Origin of the sequence: Clostridium caldaquaticum (genome assembly GCF_023806125.1) — a bacterium.
Lineage (GTDB): Bacteria > Bacillota > Clostridia > Clostridiales > Clostridiaceae > Clostridium_AT > Clostridium_AT caldaquaticum.
Genome location: NZ_JAMSKT010000005.1, coordinates 99,674 through 112,856 on the forward strand (window position 1 = coordinate 99,674; position 13,183 = coordinate 112,856).

Genomic DNA, 13,183 nt, shown 5'->3' on the forward strand with positions numbered 1-13,183 from the left:
ACCATAGAATTTATTTTGTTACAATACCTGGTATAATAGGTTTACCTTCTATATAATCAATTAAAATACTAAATTATTCAACTTGCTTTAATAGTGTTTTCATAACATTTTTAAGTTTGCTTTCTCCTAATTCTTCGTGAGCTATAGCTACAACCAGCTTTATATCATTATCTGATTTATCCCATTTATAAGCTCTTATATCAATCATAGCACCTTCTGGGACAACTTCCTCAAGCTCTGTTGCTAATTCTTCTGCTAATGTTAAGTACTCATCAAAAAGGTCATCTTCTGTAAGTTCGGCATCACCTAACTCATTTATGTCGTCGCCATCTTCCAAAATATCCTTTAATATATCTATACCTATACTTAAATTATAAGCTAAAATATCCTCTCTTTTGGATCCCTTGCTCATATCCTTCACTACTTTGAACTCTGAGTTTGCCTCTATTTTTACTTTCATTTCATTGCTATCTACAACATTATTTCCAAATAATACGTACATTTTCTCAACTCCAATTATATTCTTTTTTATATTTATTTTTTCCCTATTACTTGGACATATCCATTATTTTTACTCATTAACTAGCTGCCTGACTGCTGGAATATCTGCTGGAGCCCATACTAATGATTCTAAGCAGTCTTTTCTAAGCCAGATAAGCTTAGAATGTTCGCTAGATATTGGAGTACCTTTTATTATCCTGCACTTTATGGTAATTAAGTTTACAATAAAATTATCATATTCATGAGTATTATCATTAAACACATCTAAACATTCTACATCACAATTAAGTTCTTCTTTTATCTCCCTAACTACAGCCTCTGAAAGTTCTTCTCCTTCCTCAACTTTTCCGCCTGGAAACTCCCACATATTAGGAATACTCATATTGGGTGAACGAAGAGCACAAAGCACCTCATTATTTTCATTCTGTATTATAGCACCTACTACTTTTATTCTTTTTTTCAACATAAATGCCTCCTTTGTATTAACAGCTTAAAATTAAAAAATATGATATGGAAAATATCCCTTTACACTTTTAATGTTTACTCCATTATATCACACAATTAGAAAATAATATTATAAGGATATATCTCAATTCTTTATCCTATGTTTATATAAATGAAAATAAAAAAAGAAACAGCCTTATCCATGCTTTATAAGGCTATTTCCTCTTAAATACTTATTATATTTAAATCTTTTATTAAAGTACTGCTCTTCCTGGAAGAATTATATTAATTACTCCAATTATTACTGCAGCTATTATTGCGCTTCCTATACTTATACTAAATCCTGAAACTATATAACCAGTAAAATAAATAATAGCTGCTGATACTATAAAACCTATAATACCTCTTCCAAAAGGACTAGCATCAAAACCTGTAATTTTTTCTATTAAATAATCTATCACACCTATAACTATAGCAGCTAAAAGAAGCGGCCAAATACCACTAATTGTAAAACCCGGTGTTAAAAAAGCCACTATAGCAAGCACTACTGCTGAAACAACTATTCTTACAATCATATGTCCTATACCAAAACCTTTACTTCTATTTTCCATATAAAGACCTCCTTTGTATATAGCATTGTATTTATATTATTGTAATTAAAAACAAATCTTATGTATTAATTTTTTTACAATTTTTAACATTGTTAAATAGTAACACTTAAAATAATTTAATAATATTATAAGTATTATATACTTTTAATTACTCTATCAGGAGGAGTATTAGTGATTAAAATTTTAGGTAAGGTTATTGATGGCAGCACTATAGCAAATGAATTTCCAAAAGACAGTATTGAAGTTAAAATAATAAATATATTATCTTCCAGCAGTGAGATTTATAAATATAGTTCCCTTAATGAACTAAAATTTGAAATTAATATGAGAATTAATATTATTAATACAGCTAAAACTCTCTATAAAAGTGATTTTAAATTTAAAACTTTTGAGGATTCTTTCTGCAATAATGAGTATTGGGAACGTACAGAAAACGGAGGATTTTTGCAAAAAGAAAGCGTAAAAACTTCTGATGCAATAAATGATATTTTTAAAAACAGCTCAAAATATGGAACTGAATGTGCTACCGCCATGGTTATCATTTACTATAAAGCTATTCTGGAAATTTATCCAGATGAACTTTTTAATGAGACCTTCCAGAAAATTTTTCTTATAAGCTGGCACTATCTTGACGATGACCTTGATATTTTAGTTTATAAAAACAAGGCGGACTATTTGCCTGGGGATTACAGATACTTTTCAAACCCTGATTTCAACCCTGAAACACCTGAATGGCGTGGTGAGAATGTTATAGATTTGGGAGATGGTACCTACTACGGACATGGTATAGGCATAAAGAGCGCTGAAGATATGATTAAAACCTTAAATAAGCATAGAAAAAAAGACTCAGTAACTTCAGCTTTTCTCATGGATATAACAGGATACCCCAACTTTAAATATTTAGCAGCTTTATACTATAATTATCTTGAAAAAATGCGTTATGAGTGGAATTTATAAATACCTCTCATACTTCTAATTTTGAGGAAAACATAACCACAACAAAAAAGTTTTTTTCATAAACTAAAAAAGAATCTATAAGCCGCTTTTTATAGTAAGCTTATAGACTCTCTAATACATATCTGTTATTAAAATAAAAATTCACTCCTTTAAGTCTCATACCTAAAGTAATTACATTAATCTATTTATAATCATTAAACTACTGCAAGATTTTCATAGCAGTTATTTAATGTTTCATGAGCAATCTCGGTTTTATATTCCTTACATAACAAGGCTCTAATATACCCTCGATCCTTAGTGGTTGATTCAATATAAAATCCTCGTCCATAATAAAATTTAACTAGTGACAACATTCTAGATGCGGTATGCAGGTATAAATTTGTAACACCCAATTCTTCCATTGCATTATCTACTGCATTCATTAATATTTTTCCTATACCATTATTTTGATAGTCTTTCTTAACACCAAATCTGCTTAAGTAAGCAGTCTTATCAGGCTTAATTTCAACTCTTACGCTTCCAACAACTGTATCATCTAAAACAGCTACCAACACTAATTTAGTTTCAATTTCAGTTTTTAACCCTTCATACGTTTCTTCAAGTGTACCAACAATTGATGCTATTCCTGCATTCTCTGCATACAAGCTAAAAGCTTCCTTTGCCACTTCTTTTATTTGAGGAATATCTTCCTCTACAGCACGTCTAACCACAAAGGTCATTTTGTCCATCGATCTACCCCCAATTCAATATTTTTTGCAATAAAAAAAGACAAGTTCTATAACTTTCAAAAGGCTGAAATATTAATGAAAGTCATTTGATTTTATACAGCCGCCACATGCGGCTTTGCATAAAATCTCTTGTCTGCGAATAATTATACTGCTATTTTAATAAAAATACAATACATTTACTAAATTTAATTTTATTTTTTTACGGAGCCATTGCTATAAATTCTAATCCTTTAGTTTCTTCAAAACCGAACATAATATTCATATTCTGAACCGCCTGACCAGCTGCTCCCTTTATAAGATTATCTATAGCCGATACAACTATAATTCTATTTGTGCGTTTATCAACTCTTACTCCGATATGGCAAAGATTTGAACCTCTTACCCATCTTGTTTCAGGAAGTCCGTCAGTTATCTTTACAAAGTAGTCTTCTTTATAAAACTCTTTATATAAAGCAAGCACTTCTTCTGTTGTTGTTTCTTTTTTTAACTGAGCATAACAAGTAGATAAAATTCCTCTATTCATCGGAACTAAATGTGGAGTAAAAGAAACTATTAATTCCTCTTCTGCTAATTTACTAAGCTCCTGCTCAATTTCCGGTGTATGTCTATGGCTTGCAACACCATAAGCCTTTATTGATTCATTACACTCAGTGAAAAGAGTAGGAATATTGGCAGCCCTTCCTGCACCTGAAACTCCTGACTTGGCGTCAATTATTATTGTATTTAGCTTTATAAGCTTATTTTTTAAAAGAGGTGCTAAACCTAATATCGTAGCTGTTGGATAGCAGCCAGGATTAGCTAACAAACTGCACTCCTTAATTTTTTCTCGATTTATCTCACATAGTCCGTAAACTGCCTGTTCTAAAAGAGAAGCCGATTCATGCTTAACATTATACCAGGCTTCGTAAGTTTCTTTTGAATCAATCCTGAAGTCTGCACCTAAATCTATAACCTTTACCCCTAAACTTAAAGCCTTTTCTGTTATATCAAAGGCTTTGCCGTGAGGAAGAGCAATAAATAACACATCTATTTTATGAAGTCTGTTCATAGCTTCCTCCATATCAATGCATTTATCCTCTATAAAACCTAAGTAATTGTTATATATTTCATTAAATTTAGTATTTGCATAATTATGAGAACCATAAAATTCTATACTAACTTCTGCATGATTATGCAATATCCAAACTAATTGTTCTCCTGCATATCCAGTTGCTCCTACTATACCAGCTTTAATCACAAAATCACCTCATAATCTTTAATCACTAACACAATTATGCTACAAAACAAAAAATAAATCAATAAAATATTGAATAATTATAAACATAGGGGTATAATTATTCCTACATAATATATGATAAAAAGTAGAAAAATAGCAAGGAGAGGTGTTAGTTAATGTCAAGAGACAGTGTAATGAATACATACGGAAGATTTAATGTTACTTTTGAAAAAGGTTTTGGACCTAAAATTTACGATGTAAATGGAAAAGAATATATAGATTTTGTATCTGGAGTTGCGGTAAACTGCTTAGGGCACAGCCATCCTGCAATAATTAATGCTATAAATAAGCAGAGCAATAAACTAATTCACATATCAAACTATTACTGGAATACACAGCATACTCTTCTTGCGGAAAAGTTAATCGAAAACTGCGATCACAGCAAAGTATTCTTCTGCAACAGCGGCACAGAAGCAGTAGAAGGCTGCTTAAAGACAGCTAGAAAATATGGAAAGCTTAAGGGAAATGAAAATAAAAATATAATACTTTATATGTCTGATTCCTTCCATGGAAGGTCAATGGGTGCTCTTTCAGTAACAGGACAGCCAAAGTATCAAAAAGATTTTATGCCGCTGCTGGGCGGAGTAAAAGAAGTAAAGTTTAATAATATAGATGATTTAAGAAGAAATTTTAATGAAAATGTATGCGGAGTGATTATCGAACCAATTCAGGGTGAAAGCGGAATTAACTCTTCCACCAAAGAATTTTTAGAAGAAGCCAGAAAACTTTGTGATAAATACGATGCCCTTCTCATATTTGATGAAATTCAATGTGGTATGGGAAGACTAGGAAGTCTCTTTGCTTATAAAAAGTTTGGAGTTATTCCTGATGTAATAGCCATAGCAAAAGCTTTAGGCGGCGGACTTCCTATAGGTGCTTTTATAGCTAATGAAAGAGCTCTTACTTTAGTACCTGGCGACCATGGAAGCACCTTTGGAGGAAATCCTCTTGCTGCAGCAGTTGGTGTTGCAGTATTAAAAGAACTTGTTGACGAAGGAGTTATAGCTTCTATAGATGAAAAGAGCTTATATTTAAAAGAAAAGCTTACAGAATTAAAAAACAAATACAGAATCATAAATGAAGTAAAAGGCATGGGACTGCTTATTGGTATAAGCCTTAATACGGATCCTAAACATTTTATGAATCTATGCTTTGAAAAAGGTCTTTTGGTAGTTACAGCAGGCAGCGATGTTATAAGACTGCTTCCTCCTCTTAATGTAACTTTAAGGGAAATGGACGAAGCTCTCAAAATTCTTGAAGAAGTAATGAAAGAAATTAGTGCTTAAAGAACAAAAACATGTGAGGATAATTCTTCACATGTTTTTGTTTTGTCAAATTATTGACTTTATGCGTATATTATATTAAAGTTATATTAGTATATGGATAATTTTTACAAAATCATATATCCCTAAATGCATTGTATAAATAATAAAACATGTTAAGGAGGAAAGATACATGAAAAAACTTATTTCCTTTATTGTACTGTCAATTTGTTTTTCTTTTTTATTTGGCTGCAGTACAATAAATCAAATACTCGATAAAACTAAAGACAAAATTTCATCTTCTGCTAATCAAAACAGTGTACAGGAGAACAGTACTAATCAAAAAGAAAATACTGACTCTACAGAAACAACAAAAAACGAAACTCCAAATTACAGTATAAAAGATATCTATCCTTTCAAAGCAAATACAAAATATGAATATGAAGGAAAAGGTAACGAATATGCTTCCTACACAGTTTGGGTTGACTACATAAAAGATGATAAAATTCAATTAAGAACAGATAACGGTGGAACGGTAGTTGCAAGCGTACTTCAGCTTAAAGATGGAGAGCTTAAAACAGTTTTCTTAAAAGAAGAAGCTTACTACAGAGAAGACTTTACTTCAAAGCAGAGCAATAAAGATGAAATAATTTTAAAAGAACCTCTTGTAAAGGGTACATCCTGGACTTTGTCAGACGGCAGAAAAAGATATATATCAAATGTAGATGTTGATGTTACTGTACCTGCTGGGAGCTTTAAAGCTATAGAGGTAACAACGGAAGGAAAAGACTATAAAAATCTAGATTACTATGCCCAAAATACTGGTTTAATAAAAACAGTATACATTTCTGGAGACATGGAAGTTACATCCAGCTTAAGCAAAATTACAGAAAATTCTTCTTTTACTGAAAATGTGAAATTTTACTACCCTAACATTAATGATGAAAAAATATACTATACAGAAAAGAAATTGACTTTTAAAACTAATGACATAACAAAGATAACCTTTGAAAAAATTTTAAAAGAATCACCTGGAAAAGGCTTAGGCGCACCTTTAAGTAAAAACGCTAAGATAAAGAGCCTTTATTTAAATAATGATGTAGTTTACGTAGACTTTTCAAAGGAGTTTGTATCTGAAATGAACGCTGGCAGCGGCTATGAAGCTATGATTTTGGATTCCATTGTGAACACTCTTGGAGAATACTACGGTGTAACTAAAGTTTATATAACCGTTGAAAACAAACCTTATTCTTCTGGCCACATACAAATGAAAAAAGGTGAAACCTTTAAAGTTAACACAAAAAATACAGTTAAAATAAAATAATATTTATGAATATGCCTAACTATAAAGGGTATGCTGCAGTTTACGCTGAAGCATACCCCTTCTTTCTTTAAACTAAATACAAAACTCTTATTTTTCACTTTTAACCGGCATTTTTCTTACTAATCCCCAAGCTATTGCGTATAGTATAGCTGTAGTTATAATTATTCTTAGTGAAAACATAATAAAATTATCATAAGTAAAAATAAAAACACCTAACTTACCTAGAAAAGCACCCGTTATACTGATGTTTCCAAGTAGAACAACTAGAAGTGCTGCACCTATCCAGATTTTATAACCAAATCTATAAACCAACGCTCCCATCAGGTTAAAAAGCGAGCAAAATACAATAGCAAGTAAAAATAATATATATATTACAAATATAACATTATCCTTATCCAGATTAAAATACATAATGTGGTTTAAAGGTAGCTTCCCCATCGCTTTAACAATATATTTATCTATCTTAAGCAAAGTTCCTTCAAGTATTGCCATAGCAAAACACAGCATAGAACTGCTTATAATATTACTTAAATAAAAGTTTTTTCTTGTTGAGCTGAAGCCTATAGCTGTAGAAAAAGTTTCGTAGTACATAACCATGCTGTACACTATAATAAAAATCCCTATAGGAATAATGTTTCCAAATGCACCATTCATATAAACTGTTTTTGTTGGTATCTCATCATACTTGTTTTTCACTTCAATAATTGTAGCTCCAAAACTCACATTCTTATATATTGATAATATATATAAAAGAATATTTATAGCAATTAAAATACACCAAAACATTGTAAAAGCCTTTTTCCAGTCTGTAATTTGAAATTTTAATTGTCTTTTTAATCCATTCATAGCTGCTCCCTCCCCTAAATTAAAGCTTTCTCTGTAATATAAATAAATAACTTCTGAAGCGGCATAGAACTTACTTCAATATTTTTTAGTTTTAACTCTCTGATTTCACTTTCACTTAATTTACCAAAAACTCCAACTATAGCTGTAGCTCCAAAAAACTCTTTATGAATAATTTTCTTATCCTTTAAAAAAGGAAGTATATTTTCTTCTCTGCCGCTTAAAAAATAAGCTTTTTCTAAAAGTATAGCTAATTCTTCCTGAACTTGAAGCTGTCCATTGTTTAAAATAATTATCTCTTCAAATAAACTGCTCACTTCATCAATTAAATGAGTAGATATTACAATAGTCCTTTTGTTATTTTCATAATCCTGAAGAAGCAGATTATAAAACTTTTCTCTAACTGCTGCATCTAGTCCAAGAGAAGGTTCATCAAAAATAGTTATAGCTGCTCTTGAGGCAAGACCGATTATTACATTAACTAGTGTTTTGTTTCCTCTTGATAAATTCTTATATTTTTTCTTTATATCTATCTTAAACTCTTTTATTAAATATTTTTTATATTCCTCATCCCAATTTGGATAAAGCATACTTGCGGCTTTAAATATCCTGTTTACCTTATAATCAGCTATAGGCAAATCTCTTTCCTTTACAAAACAAAGTTTCTCTAGTGCTGATGCGTTTTCAAAGACTTCTTCTTTAAATACCTTTACCTCTCCGCTGTCTCTAATAATTTGAGAGCAGAGAAGATTTAAAAGTGTAGTTTTACCTGCACCGTTTCTTCCTAGCAATCCATATATTTTGTTTTCCTCTAATTTTAAACTTATATCTTGTACTGCCTTTACCTTACCGTAAGTCTTGCTTAAATTATTACACTCCAAAACAATAGCCATTATTTTTCCCCTCCGCTATATTCTTTAATAACCTTTATTATTTCATCTACCGTAAGTTCAAGTCTATCAGCTTCTCTAATAAGCTTCGGCACCTTCTCTTTAAAAAAAGCAGCCTGCCTTTTTTTTAAAATTTTACTTCTTGCACCTTCCGCAACAAACATCCCAATCCCCCTCTTTTTATAAAGAATTTCTTCTTCAACCAATATATTTAATCCCTTACCTGCAGTAGCAGGATTTATCTTATATACTTTAGCAAATTGATTAGTAGAGGGGGCCTGTTCCCCTTCTCTTAAATTACCTGTAAGAATTTCGTTTTCTATAGTCTCAGCTATTTGTATATATATAGATTTGTCTGAGTTTAAATCAAGCATATTTCTCACCACCTTCACTTTTTTAAACTTTTAATATTTATAATATATAGTATGATTAATTAGTTGTATAGTTCATTACTTATATAATTAACTATATAACTTTTAAAAACCAATGTCAATACTTTCCATAAATATTTTTTCTAAGCAAAAAATTAAACCTATTAGAAAACTGACTATCTAATAGGTTTATAATTTATAATTCATTTATAAAATTTTCAAACTCATTAAGTACCTGCATGCTTTCGAATTTTCTTGTAAAATGCTTTTTAAGTTCTTCTCTAAGCTGAGAATAATCATCCATACGGTTTTTTCTTCTGTAGTACTCTCTAATAAGCTCCTGTTCTTCTTTTGTTAAATAATATTCATACCTTTCATTAGCCCTCATAAGAGCCTCCAAGGTTACAGGCACTTCTTTATTATGTTCTGCCACCACAATAGTTGAAGCTGCGTAATCGCCTAGTCTTTTATTTTCCTTTGTAAAAAACAGAAGCACAATACCTACACCAAAATTATCGATAAATACTCTAAATAAGTTTCTTATTGCAGAATGTTTTAAAGTAATAGGCTGACCATTATTTCTTATAACTCTCAGCTTTAGAACCTTTTTACCTAAGGTTTGCCCATTCATGCTAAGCTCCATTGCTATAAAATAACCATAACTAATAAGAGCAAAAATAATTAGTGATATTCCGATTATCCAGCCGTAATACTCCCCCCAGAATTCTGGTGCGGATCGTACTATTAAAATTATGGCAATCCCTAATAACAGTAAAACAGCAAATTGAACTAAACTATCAATAGCAGCTGCTGCAGTTCTGGAAGCTAAGCCTGCCAGACTGTATTCAACTTCTATATTCTCAGGGGTGGTAATTTTAATCTTTTTCATATAAACCTCCTGTATATACAATATCTTTTTATTCTGCTAAAATAAGTATGAGGTGAAAAATTTTGAAAGAAGAACAATTTATTAAAACAAACTCAATCACTTGGAAAGAGCTTGAAAATATAACTTCACTTATAAATAAAAAAGGAATAAAAGCTCTGCCTTCAAGCGAAGTAAAAAGATTTTTAAACATATTCAGGCAAACAAGCCATCACTTAGCCTACGCAAGAACCCATTACCCGCAAAGCAGTACAATTGCTTACTTAAACTCACTGCTTTCAAAATGCCAAAGCTATGTTTACGGAGTAAAAAGATTTTCAATAAAAGAACTTATACAATACATATCCTACGGTTTTCCAAAACTCTTAAAGGATTATAAATGGTTTATACTAAGCTCCTTTGGCTTTTTTGTTCTTGGTGCAGCTATAAGCCTTATAATAGTTTCTATAAATAGCGATAATGCTCTGATTTTCCTCCCACAGCAATATGCAGAAGGAATAAAAGGCGGAACATCTGGAAATAGTCAAGGACAGTGGAACTATCCTCTTATGTCCAGTTACATAATGGTAAATAATATTATAGTGTCTTTAAAAGCTTTTGTATATGGTATAACTCTAGGACTTGGAACTATATATGTACTTTTTTTCAACGGAGCTATGCTTGGCTCATTAGCTGCTCTTGTATATATATATGGAAACCCGATAAACTTTTGGTCATTAATACTTCCTCATGGAATTATTGAGCTTACTGCTATATTTATCTCCGGAGCTGCAGGGCTTATGATAGCTAAAGGCTTGCTTCTTCCTGGAGAACATACAAGAAAACATGCTCTCATAAAAGAAGCTAAACAGGCAGCCTCACTGCTTATGGGCATAGTACTTATGCTTATTATTGCAGGTATTATTGAAGGCTTTTATACTCCCCTAAAAATTTCCGAAATTTCAAAGCTTATTTTTGCAGGAATAACGGCAATAATATTAACAGCTTATTTTTCTATACCATATTTTATAAAGAAAGATTAAAATGTCTTCCTAAAAGCTTATCTTTAAGCTTGTTATAATATTATTGTAATTCATTTACCTTATATTTGAAATAACTATTTTTAAGTATTTGCCTTTATTCACCTTTATCCTTTTCACTGCATATACTGCAATTGAAATTTAATTGAGGTGATGCTATGGCAAAAAAAATAACCAATTTAGTTTTTGAGGGCGGCGGAATATTAGGCATTTCTTATCTTGGTGCATTAGAATACTTGTATAAAAATAATATTATAAAAGATGTGAGAAGGACAGCAGGTACTTCTGCCGGTGCAATAACAGCCTGCATTTTAAGCTTCAATCTGCCTTTTAATGAAATAAAAAAGATAACGGATACTTTAGAATATAAAAAAATACCTCAAAAAGAGGAAATCAATGAGCTGACTCGAATGCCGGCAGCTGTCAGAAAAAACCTGGATGAAATATTTGATGACTTAGAATGTGTATATCGACTAGTTAAAAAGTATGGCTGGTACTCCACCAAATACTTTTATAACTGGCTTCAGGAACAGATAGCTCTGCAGTTTGACAGCTCTAAAAAACTTCCACCCTATACCTTTAAAGACTTTAAAGATACGACCATCCATAAAAATAATCGCCCATTTCTAGATTTATATATAATTGGTACAGACCTATCTTATAAAACTACTAAGATATTTTCCTTTGAAACTACTCCGGATATGGAAGTTGCTGAAGCTGTAAGAATATCCATGTCTATTCCTCTGTTTTTCGAAGCAAACAAAATAAATAACTATGATATAAACAAAGATTTTCTAACTCATGTATTTTCTGACGGCGGTATTATGCGAAACTATCCTATCAATATTTTTGACACTGATAAAGCAAATCCTCAAACCTTAGGTTTAAGATTTAAAAACAAAATAAATTATGAAGCAATAAACAGCATGCCTGAATTTATATCTAACCTTTTTCTATGCTATTTAAAAATTCAACAGGATATGTATAGAAATAGTGCTCAGGACATTGAAAGATCTATAGAAATAGACACAATGGGAATTTCTCCTGTGAACTTTAATATAAATACCGGTGATGAAACTTATACCTTTTTATATAATCAAGGTTATGAAGCTGCTGAAGATTATTTTGAAAATAAAAACATTTATTATATCCAATATTGAACTAAAAAAATCACGAAAGTACCAATAGGAATAAAACCTAACAAATAAAGAACGACAAATATTAAACTTGTCGTTCTCTTAGCTTAAAATATTATATTAAAACATAACTTGACCGCCAGTTATATTAATCGATTGACCTGTTAAATAACTAGCTTTCTCTGATGCGTAGAAAGTTAATACATTAGCAACATCTTCAAAGGAACACCCTCTCTTTAAAGGTACTTTGTCAATGTAATATTGCTTAACCTCAGATTCCTTTATGCCAAGCTTTATAGCATACTGAGGAATTAAACTCTCAAACATATCTGAATCTAAGAGATTACCTAGCATCAGAGAGATTACTCTTATTTTATGGTCTGCTAAATCTAATGCTAAACTTTGAGTTAAACCTACACCTCCGAATTTTGCTGCAGAGTAGCCAGAATTAAATTTGCTTCCAACCTTACCCGATTTTGAATTAATTTGAATTATACATCCTTCTATATTTTTCTCAATCATTACTTTAGATACTTCTCTTGCACATAAGAAATATCCTGTTAGATTAATATCTACACACCACTTAAAAGTATCTAATGTAAATTCAGTAATTTTACTGCTTTTAGCTACACCAGCATTGTAAACTAGCAAGTCCACTCTTCCAAACTTATCTACTACTTTATCAATCATAGATTTGACTTGTTCTTCGTTAGTAGCATCAACACCCACAGCTAAACTCCTAGCCTCTGTTGTATTTTCTATTTCCCTTGATACCTTTACTGCATTATCATAATTTATATCTGCAACAGCTACATCGTATCCTTCTGCTGCCATATGCTTAGAAATATATTCTCCTAGACTTCTGCCGCCTCCTACTACAAGTGCAACTTTCTTCATATCCGTTCCCCCTTAGTAATCTAGAATATTACCCTAAC

At 31.1% G+C, this 13,183-nt stretch carries 15 protein-coding genes; 5 read left to right on the plus strand and 10 right to left on the minus strand.

Going from position 1 to position 13,183, the window contains the following annotated elements; genetic code table 11:
* Positions 1-73: 73 nt before the first annotated feature.
* The 3 genes from M2651_RS04465 to M2651_RS04475 form a co-directional block, all read right to left on the minus strand.
* A complete protein-coding gene (locus M2651_RS04465) occupies positions 74-502 on the minus strand; it encodes a hypothetical protein (protein ID WP_252131140.1) in 429 nt (142 codons plus the stop codon).
* A 69-nt stretch (positions 503-571) separates the two neighbouring features.
* Positions 572-964, minus strand: a complete 393-nt coding sequence (locus M2651_RS04470) for a (deoxy)nucleoside triphosphate pyrophosphohydrolase (protein ID WP_252131206.1) — start codon at positions 962-964, stop codon at positions 572-574.
* A gap of 235 nt (positions 965-1,199) precedes the next feature.
* Positions 1,200-1,556 carry a phage holin family protein gene (locus M2651_RS04475; protein WP_252131141.1) on the minus strand — a complete coding sequence of 119 codons (357 nt, stop codon included), beginning with the start codon at positions 1,554-1,556 and terminating at the stop codon, positions 1,200-1,202.
* A gap of 171 nt (positions 1,557-1,727) precedes the next feature.
* Between M2651_RS04475 and M2651_RS04480 the strand changes: the two genes are divergently transcribed.
* Positions 1,728-2,513 (plus strand): protein-glutamine gamma-glutamyltransferase, encoded by a 786-nt coding sequence (locus M2651_RS04480; RefSeq protein WP_252131142.1) that lies wholly within the window; start codon positions 1,728-1,730, stop codon positions 2,511-2,513.
* A 194-nt stretch (positions 2,514-2,707) separates the two neighbouring features.
* Here M2651_RS04480 and M2651_RS04485 read toward each other — a convergent pair whose 3' ends face one another.
* Together M2651_RS04485 and argC are read right to left on the minus strand one after the other, a co-directional pair.
* The gene (locus tag M2651_RS04485; RefSeq protein ID WP_252131143.1) at positions 2,708-3,241 is read right to left on the minus strand and encodes a GNAT family N-acetyltransferase; all 534 of its coding nucleotides are present in this window, start codon (positions 3,239-3,241) and stop codon (positions 2,708-2,710) included.
* A gap of 199 nt (positions 3,242-3,440) precedes the next feature.
* Complete coding sequence (gene argC / locus M2651_RS04490) at positions 3,441-4,478, minus strand: N-acetyl-gamma-glutamyl-phosphate reductase (protein ID WP_252131144.1); 1,038 nt, start codon at positions 4,476-4,478, stop codon at positions 3,441-3,443.
* 155 nt (positions 4,479-4,633) lie between these two features.
* Here argC and M2651_RS04495 point away from each other — a divergent pair, with 155 nt between their 5' ends.
* The gene (locus M2651_RS04495; RefSeq protein ID WP_252131145.1) at positions 4,634-5,803 is read left to right on the plus strand and encodes an aspartate aminotransferase family protein; all 1,170 of its coding nucleotides are present in this window, start codon (positions 4,634-4,636) and stop codon (positions 5,801-5,803) included.
* A gap of 169 nt (positions 5,804-5,972) precedes the next feature.
* Entirely contained in the window at positions 5,973-7,103 is a 1,131-nt protein-coding gene (locus M2651_RS04500) for a GerMN domain-containing protein (RefSeq protein WP_252131146.1), read from the plus strand.
* An 87-nt stretch (positions 7,104-7,190) separates the two neighbouring features.
* Here M2651_RS04500 and M2651_RS04505 read toward each other — a convergent pair whose 3' ends face one another.
* The 4 genes from M2651_RS04505 to M2651_RS04520 form a co-directional block, all read right to left on the minus strand.
* Complete coding sequence (locus M2651_RS04505) at positions 7,191-7,949, minus strand: hypothetical protein (protein WP_252131147.1); 759 nt, start codon at positions 7,947-7,949, stop codon at positions 7,191-7,193.
* 14 nt (positions 7,950-7,963) lie between these two features.
* Positions 7,964-8,839, minus strand: coding sequence for an ATP-binding cassette domain-containing protein (locus M2651_RS04510; RefSeq protein ID WP_252131148.1), 876 nt, complete (start codon positions 8,837-8,839; stop codon positions 7,964-7,966).
* Positions 8,839-9,210, minus strand: a complete 372-nt coding sequence (locus M2651_RS04515; protein WP_252131149.1) for a GntR family transcriptional regulator — start codon at positions 9,208-9,210, stop codon at positions 8,839-8,841. The genes M2651_RS04510 and M2651_RS04515 overlap by 1 nt, the downstream gene beginning before the upstream one ends.
* 193 nt (positions 9,211-9,403) lie before the next feature.
* A complete protein-coding gene (locus tag M2651_RS04520; RefSeq protein ID WP_252131150.1) occupies positions 9,404-10,096 on the minus strand; it encodes an RDD family protein in 693 nt (230 codons plus the stop codon).
* A 62-nt stretch (positions 10,097-10,158) separates the two neighbouring features.
* Here M2651_RS04520 and M2651_RS04525 point away from each other — a divergent pair, with 62 nt between their 5' ends.
* Together M2651_RS04525 and M2651_RS04530 are read left to right on the plus strand one after the other, a co-directional pair.
* A complete protein-coding gene (locus M2651_RS04525; protein WP_252131151.1) occupies positions 10,159-11,115 on the plus strand; it encodes a stage II sporulation protein M in 957 nt (318 codons plus the stop codon).
* Positions 11,116-11,270: 155 nt separating this feature from the next.
* Positions 11,271-12,272: a patatin-like phospholipase family protein gene (locus M2651_RS04530; RefSeq protein ID WP_252131152.1), complete on the plus strand. Its 1,002-nt coding sequence runs from the start codon at positions 11,271-11,273 to the stop codon at positions 12,270-12,272.
* Between the two features lie 96 nt (positions 12,273-12,368).
* Here M2651_RS04530 and srlD read toward each other — a convergent pair whose 3' ends face one another.
* Positions 12,369-13,145, minus strand: coding sequence for a sorbitol-6-phosphate dehydrogenase (srlD, locus tag M2651_RS04535; RefSeq protein ID WP_252131153.1), 777 nt, complete (start codon positions 13,143-13,145; stop codon positions 12,369-12,371).
* Positions 13,146-13,183 lie beyond the last annotated feature (38 nt).

What these genes read in the sequence shown, in the direction of transcription:
- M2651_RS04465 (WP_252131140.1), bottom strand. Translation starts at nt 502, where the DNA reads ATGTACGTATTATTTGGAAATAATGTTGTAGATAGCAATGAAATGAAA.
- srlD (WP_252131153.1), bottom strand. Translation starts at nt 13,145, where the DNA reads ATGAAGAAAGTTGCACTTGTAGTAGGAGGCGGCAGAAGTCTAGGAGAA.
- M2651_RS04510 (WP_252131148.1), bottom strand. Translation starts at nt 8,839, where the DNA reads ATGGCTATTGTTTTGGAGTGTAATAATTTAAGCAAGACTTACGGTAAG.
- M2651_RS04475 (WP_252131141.1), bottom strand. Translation starts at nt 1,556, where the DNA reads ATGGAAAATAGAAGTAAAGGTTTTGGTATAGGACATATGATTGTAAGA.
- M2651_RS04500 (WP_252131146.1), top strand. Translation starts at nt 5,973, where the DNA reads ATGAAAAAACTTATTTCCTTTATTGTACTGTCAATTTGTTTTTCTTTT.
- M2651_RS04485 (WP_252131143.1), bottom strand. Translation starts at nt 3,241, where the DNA reads ATGGACAAAATGACCTTTGTGGTTAGACGTGCTGTAGAGGAAGATATT.
- M2651_RS04530 (WP_252131152.1), top strand. Translation starts at nt 11,271, where the DNA reads ATGGCAAAAAAAATAACCAATTTAGTTTTTGAGGGCGGCGGAATATTA.
- M2651_RS04515 (WP_252131149.1), bottom strand. Translation starts at nt 9,210, where the DNA reads ATGCTTGATTTAAACTCAGACAAATCTATATATATACAAATAGCTGAG.
- M2651_RS04520 (WP_252131150.1), bottom strand. Translation starts at nt 10,096, where the DNA reads ATGAAAAAGATTAAAATTACCACCCCTGAGAATATAGAAGTTGAATAC.
- M2651_RS04505 (WP_252131147.1), bottom strand. Translation starts at nt 7,949, where the DNA reads ATGAATGGATTAAAAAGACAATTAAAATTTCAAATTACAGACTGGAAA.
- M2651_RS04495 (WP_252131145.1), top strand. Translation starts at nt 4,634, where the DNA reads ATGTCAAGAGACAGTGTAATGAATACATACGGAAGATTTAATGTTACT.